This window comes from Myxococcus sp. AM010, assembly GCF_013372585.1.
Classification (GTDB): Bacteria; Myxococcota; Myxococcia; order Myxococcales; family Myxococcaceae; genus Myxococcus; species Myxococcus vastator.
The window spans coordinates 1-436 of record NZ_JABXEO010000240.1 but is presented as its reverse complement, the minus strand read 5'-3'; the positions used below and the strand labels follow the sequence as shown (position 1 = coordinate 436).

The following is a 436-nucleotide window of genomic DNA, read 5'->3' as shown; positions in this document are numbered from 1 at the left end:
GGAGGAACTCAAGGAGCGCCTGACGTCGCTGGAGGCGAAGATGGCGACGCTGGAGCGCCACGTCTTCGGCCGCAGGACGGAGCAGCTGCCGACGGTGGCCGCCGAACTGCGAGGGGACGGCGCAGACACGGCGGCCCAGGCCGAGGCCGCGAAAAAGAAGCGTCAGCAGCGGGCGGCCCGGAAGGCCGACGAGGCCCCGGCGAGAGAGATTCGCCACGCAGTCCCCACTGAGGAGCGCCACTGCCCGGCATGCGGCAGCGAGGGTTTGAATCCGCTGGGCAAGGGCCGCACCTCAGTGGTGTACGAGTACGTGCCCGCCCGCTTTGAGAAGCAGGTGCACGTGCAGGAAGTGCTGGCGTGCACGTGCGGCCGGGGCGTCGTCACTGCCCCGCCTCCAGCCAGGGTGGTGGACAGGGGCGAGTACGGCCCCGGCTTC

At 70.9% G+C, this 436-nt stretch carries 1 protein-coding gene; it reads left to right on the top strand.

Annotated features, from left to right (window positions below):
* The coding region (locus HV826_RS36500) for an IS66 family transposase zinc-finger binding domain-containing protein (protein ID WP_176421587.1) at positions 1-436 on the top strand (436 nt) is incomplete at both ends.